The 4,861-nt window shown below is 75.2% G+C and carries 7 protein-coding genes; 5 read left to right on the forward strand and 2 right to left on the reverse strand.

The window, feature by feature from the left end:
* Nucleotides 1-631, reverse strand: a 631-nt coding sequence (locus HGA02_RS10505) for an SDR family NAD(P)-dependent oxidoreductase (protein ID WP_168678959.1), incomplete at its 3' end; no start/stop codon positions are given.
* Nucleotides 632-846: 215 nt separating this feature from the next.
* On the opposite strand from HGA02_RS10505, the gene HGA02_RS10510 reads away from it, so the two are divergent.
* Together HGA02_RS10510 and HGA02_RS10515 are read left to right on the forward strand one after the other, a co-directional pair.
* On the forward strand, nucleotides 847-1,446 hold the full coding sequence (locus tag HGA02_RS10510; protein ID WP_168678960.1) for a hypothetical protein: 600 nt from the start codon (nucleotides 847-849) through the stop codon (nucleotides 1,444-1,446).
* Entirely contained in the window at nucleotides 1,440-2,534 is a 1,095-nt protein-coding gene (locus HGA02_RS10515) for a hypothetical protein (RefSeq protein ID WP_168678961.1), read from the forward strand. Before HGA02_RS10510 ends, HGA02_RS10515 begins: the two co-directional genes overlap by 7 nt.
* A 23-nt stretch (nucleotides 2,535-2,557) precedes the next feature.
* Here HGA02_RS10515 and HGA02_RS10520 read toward each other — a convergent pair whose 3' ends face one another.
* On the reverse strand, nucleotides 2,558-2,956 hold the full coding sequence (locus tag HGA02_RS10520) for a DUF5990 family protein (RefSeq protein WP_168678962.1): 399 nt from the start codon (nucleotides 2,954-2,956) through the stop codon (nucleotides 2,558-2,560).
* 102 nt (nucleotides 2,957-3,058) lie between these two features.
* On the opposite strand from HGA02_RS10520, the gene HGA02_RS10525 reads away from it, so the two are divergent.
* The 3 genes from HGA02_RS10525 to HGA02_RS10535 form a co-directional block, all read left to right on the forward strand.
* Nucleotides 3,059-3,970 (forward strand): ATP-binding cassette domain-containing protein, encoded by a 912-nt coding sequence (locus tag HGA02_RS10525; RefSeq protein ID WP_168678963.1) that lies wholly within the window; start codon nucleotides 3,059-3,061, stop codon nucleotides 3,968-3,970.
* Nucleotides 3,967-4,668, forward strand: a complete 702-nt coding sequence (locus HGA02_RS10530; protein ID WP_168678964.1) for an ATP-binding cassette domain-containing protein — start codon at nucleotides 3,967-3,969, stop codon at nucleotides 4,666-4,668. The genes HGA02_RS10525 and HGA02_RS10530 overlap by 4 nt, the downstream gene beginning before the upstream one ends.
* Nucleotides 4,661-4,861, forward strand: a 201-nt coding sequence (locus tag HGA02_RS10535) for a hypothetical protein (RefSeq protein WP_168678965.1), incomplete at its 3' end; no start/stop codon positions are given. The genes HGA02_RS10530 and HGA02_RS10535, both read left to right, overlap by 8 nt.

Raw genomic sequence — 4,861 nt, forward strand, 5'->3', positions numbered from 1 at the left:
GGTAGCGGGGGAGCGCCTCGGGCGGCATCGCGTCTGCGACCACCTGGCCGGCGGCCGCGCCGCGCGACCAGATCGGCGTGGCGATCGCGCCGGGCTCGACGAGCAGCACGCGGATGCCCGACGGTGCGAGCTCGGCGCGCAGCGAGCCGGTCAGGCCGACGAGGCCGAACTTCGCCGCGCTGTAGGCGCCGAGCACGGGCCCGGCGACCCGACCCCCGATGGACCCGATCATCACGATCCGTGCGTCCTGCCCGGCGTCCCGGCTCGCACGCAGCGCCGGCAGCATCGCCTGCGTCACCGAGAGCTGGGCGACGAGATTCACCTCGAGCTGGCGCCGGAGGACGTCGAGCGGCAGGTGCTCGAGCGGTCCCGGCAGCGCGGCGCCCGCGTTGTTGACCAGCGCGCACAGCGGTCCGGCCGCGAGGACCTGCTCCCCCGTGGCACGGACGGCGTCGTCGTCGGTGATGTCCAGGAGGAGCGTCGTGACGGCGTCGCCGTGCTCGGCTCGCAGGCTGTCGGCGTCGTCCGGCCGGCGGACCGTCGCCCAGACGTGGAAGCGTGCGCCGACGAGCGCGGCGGTGGTCGCGCGGCCGATCCCGGTCGACGCGCCCGTGACGAGCACGGATCGCATGGGCGGTCCTCCTCGCTCGGCGTGGACCTCGGTGCTCGTCACGCTAGCGGCGCTCTCCGCTCGGGAACCAGGGTCGGCCCACGCCTCGGCACCGCGACCGACGCTCCGCCGACCCGCCCGCGCCGGGCGGGGCACGGTCGGCGGAACGGCCCGGCTCGCGCGTGCGCGGGTTCGCTATCGTCGCCCGGACAAACCCGACATCAGGAGGCCGACCCGTGCGAGCGACCGTTCGGACGACCGTGACGATCGTGTGCGCCGGGCTGCTGCTCGCCGCGTGCACGACGCCCGAGCCCGAGCCGACCCCCGCGGCGGCGACCAGCGCGGCGCCGAGCCCGACGCCGACACCGACGCCGACCGCGTCCGGCCCGATCGACCGGTCCGACGACGCCCTGGGCATCCGGTTCGAGGACCTGCCCGACGTCACCGGCGACGCCCGGGCCGCGCTCGACGTCTACACGCTCTTCGAGGTGGAGTTCTGGCGCTCGACCACCGACGGTGCGGTCGCCGGCACGCTCGAGGCCGTCGCGGCTCCGGCCGTGCTCGACGTGGTGCGGACCCAGGTCGACGGCAACGCCGGGTTCGACGTCGGCGGGCAGACCTCCGTCCGCTTTCTCGACGTCCAGGCCGACGCGGCGACCGCCACGATCAGGACCTGCAACGACTCGACGGGCGCCGTCGTCACGCTCGCGGACGGGACGACCCGCACCGGGGCCGAGGTGGGCGCCGCTCCCGCCGTCGTGGTGACGGGCATGACCAAGACGCCGGACCTCCCGTGGCAGGTGACGACCACCGACAACACCGGTGAGCCGTGCTGACGGCAACCCGTCGCGCGCAGGCCGTCGCCGTCGTCGCTGCGCTGGTCGTCCTGGTTACGACGCCCGCGCACGCGGCGTCGACCTTCCGCACCGCGCCCCTGCGTGCGGCCCCGGGAGCCGGTGACGTCTGTCTCGACCGCTCGTGCGGGGGAACGACGACGCCGCCCGGGTCGGGCGGTGGCTCGGGGGTCGGGACGGGTGCCGACGGCGAGGGGATCTCGGTCGTCGTGTGGGGCACGGGCGTGCGCGGCGGGGGTGAGGGCGCGACGTCGGGTCGGCGGACGGTGCGCGCCGCCCCGGCGTGCTTCTACCGGCAGTCGTGGACGGGCCAGGAGTACGCGGACGCGTGGGCGCCCGGTGGCAGCTTCCGTGACCTCCAGCACCACCTGCCGCCGGAGGACACGTTCGAGCCGTGGCCGGGGTACCTCGAGCACCAGGACGACGCCGAGGGGCACTGGTGGTACCCGACGTGCGACAGCGACCGGTTCCCGGACTCCGCGGCGTACCAGGCCGCGTACACGGCGTTCCGTGCCACGCACGACATCGTGTACGTCGAGGCGAGCGAGACGCCGCCGAACGCGCGGGTGGTCCCCCCGGAGACGCTCGCGCAGATCGCGTTCGAGGAGACCGACCTGCCGACCGGTCAGGTGCAGTGGAACCCGCGGCAGGCCGGGGACGGGTCGACGTTCGTCGGCATCGACACGTGGGTGTGGCTCGACGACCCGACCGTGCGGGTGCAGGTCACGGCGGAGATCCCCGGGCTGTCCGCGACGGTCACGTCCACCTTCGAGTCGCTGCGCGTCGAGGCTCCCGGCGCAGACGCCGTCACCTGCACCGGGACGCCGGGGACCGCCTGGGCGGCCGGGGCGACGCAGGGCTGCGCGATCGTGTTCACGCGCTCGTCGGCGCGTGAGGGCGTCAAGGCCGGGCAGAGCCTGCCGACGACGACGCTCACCGCGACCGGCCGGTGGCACGCGACGTGGACCTCGACGGCCACGGCCGGGACGCGGGACGTGGGTGAGCCGCAGACGACGACGGCGACCGCGGAGCTCCCGGTCGCGGAGATCCAGGCCGTCGTCACCCGCTAGGGCGCGCCACGGGCAGGGCCGGGCTACGGCTGCGCCGACCACCGGACGGCGGGTGGGCGCAGCCGAGCCGCCCGGGGGAGGCCGGCGTCGTCGGTCAGGTCGACATCGACGGTCACGACGCCCGACGTCGCCGGGAGGTCGGCCAGCATGAGCTTCGCGCGTCGGAACATCACGAAGTCGTCGCCGGCACCCTGCCCCCACGTGAGGTAGACGAACCGCTCACCCCGGCGCCCCTGCACGGCCGGACCGCGCACGTCCTGGCCGTCGTCGACGACCTCGAGCTCGACGCGCCACTCGGGGTCGGACGCGTCGGCGGGGACGAGCCCGGCCGGTGCGCGCCCGACCTGCACACCGACGTGCACGTCGGCGAACCCGCCGCAGGTGCGGCCCGGGAGGTCGTGCCCACGGATGCGCAGCTCCACACGACGAAAGTACGCCCCTCCACCGGAGCGCGTTCGCCCCGGTGTGAGCGTGAACACGCCTAGTCTGCGCGGTGGACGTTCGCGCGACGGAGGGAGCGGTCGGTGTCCGAGAGCACGCTCGAGGCGCTGGGCGGCCGCGCCCCGCGCCCGGCGCAGTACGGGCACGACGCGCTCGTCGTGTGCGACAACCTCGTGCGCATCTACCAGTCGGGCAGCGTCGAGGTGCAGGCGCTGCAGGGGCTCGACCTGCTCGTGCACGAGGGCGAGATGGTCGCGGTCGTCGGGGCCAGCGGGTCGGGCAAGTCGACGCTGCTCGGAGTGCTCTCGGGGATGGACGCCCCGACCGCCGGCCGGGTGCGGGTCGGGCGCTGGGACCTGATGGCGATGCCCGCGCGCGACCGGGTCGTCTACCGGCGGCAGATGGTCGGCTTCGTGTGGCAGCAGACGTCGCGCAACCTCCTGCCCTACCTGACCGCGCGGCAGAACGTGGCGCTGCCGATCACCACGGTCCCCCGCCGGCAGAAGCGCAGGCGCGCGGACGAGCTGCTCGACCTCGTGGGCGTCGGGCACGTCGCCGACCGACGCCCGCAGGAGATGTCGGGCGGTGAGCAGCAGCGCGTCGCCATCGCGACGGCCCTCGCGAACGCGCCGCAGCTGCTGCTCGCCGACGAGCCCACGGGCGAGCTCGACACGACCACCACGCAGGAGGTCTTCGAGACGCTGCGCACCGTCAACCGCGAGTCCGGCACGACCGTCGTCGTCGTCACGCACGACCCCGCGGTCAGCTCGCTCGTCGAGCGGACGGTCGCGATCCGCGACGGCCGCACCAGCAGCGAGGTCCTGCGCCGCGAGACCGACGGGGACGTCGTCCACGAGGAGTACGCCGTCATGGACCGTGCGGGCCGGCTGCAGGTGCCGCGCGAGTACCGCGAGGCCCTCGCGCTCACGAGCCGCGTTCGGCTCGTGCTCGAGGCCGACCACCTGGCCGTCTGGCGCGACGGCGGTGCCCGGTGAGCCCCACGCCCGGCGCGGCGGTGCAGGTCCGCGGCGTGCACCGCACGTTCGGCAGCGGACGGTCCGCGGTGCACGCGCTGCGCGGTGTCGATCTCGACGTGGCCCCCGGCGAGCTCGTCGCGCTCGTCGGACGCTCGGGGTCGGGCAAGACGACGCTGCTCAACCTCGTCGGCGGGCTCGACCGCCCCGACGAGGGCACCGTGCACGTCGACGGCGTCGACGTCGCCGGGCTCGACGACGACGGGCAGGCCACGCTGCGCCGCGACCGCGTCGCGTTCGTCTTCCAGACGTTCGGGCTCATGCCCGCGCTGACTGCCGCGGAGAACGTCGGCGTCCCCCTGCGGCTGCACGAGGCACCCGTCGACGTGCGCGAACGTCGCGTCGCGATGCTGCTCGAGCTCGTCGGCCTCGCCGAGCACGCCGAGCAGCGACCCGACGAGCTCTCCGGCGGCCAGCAGCAGCGCGTCGCCATCGCCCGCGCCCTCGCCTCGTCGCCCCGTCTCCTCGTCGCCGACGAGCCCACCGGACAGCTCGACAGCGAGACCGGGCTCGCCGTCATGGCGCTCATCCGCGGCGTCGTCGAGGCCGAGGGGATGACGGCGGTCGTCTCGACGCACGACCCCGTGATGATCGCGCTCGCGGACCGCGCGCTCCACCTCGTCGACGGCCAGGTGGTCGAGGCGGTCGCGCGTGGGTGAGCACGTCTGGCGACGCGGCCGCGCCCAGGTGGCCGTGCTCGCGGCGGTGCTCGCCGTCATGGTCGCCGGGTCGGCGCTCGTGGGCGTGTGCGTGCTGCTCACGACCGCGGCCCCGCAGCGTGCGCTGCAGCTCGCGATGTCCGACGCGCCCGCGCCCGACGTGCAGGTCGGGGTCGCGCTGGGCTTCCCCGAG

Source organism: Cellulomonas septica (assembly GCF_012396155.1).
Taxonomy (GTDB): domain Bacteria; phylum Actinomycetota; class Actinomycetes; order Actinomycetales; family Cellulomonadaceae; genus Cellulomonas; species Cellulomonas septica.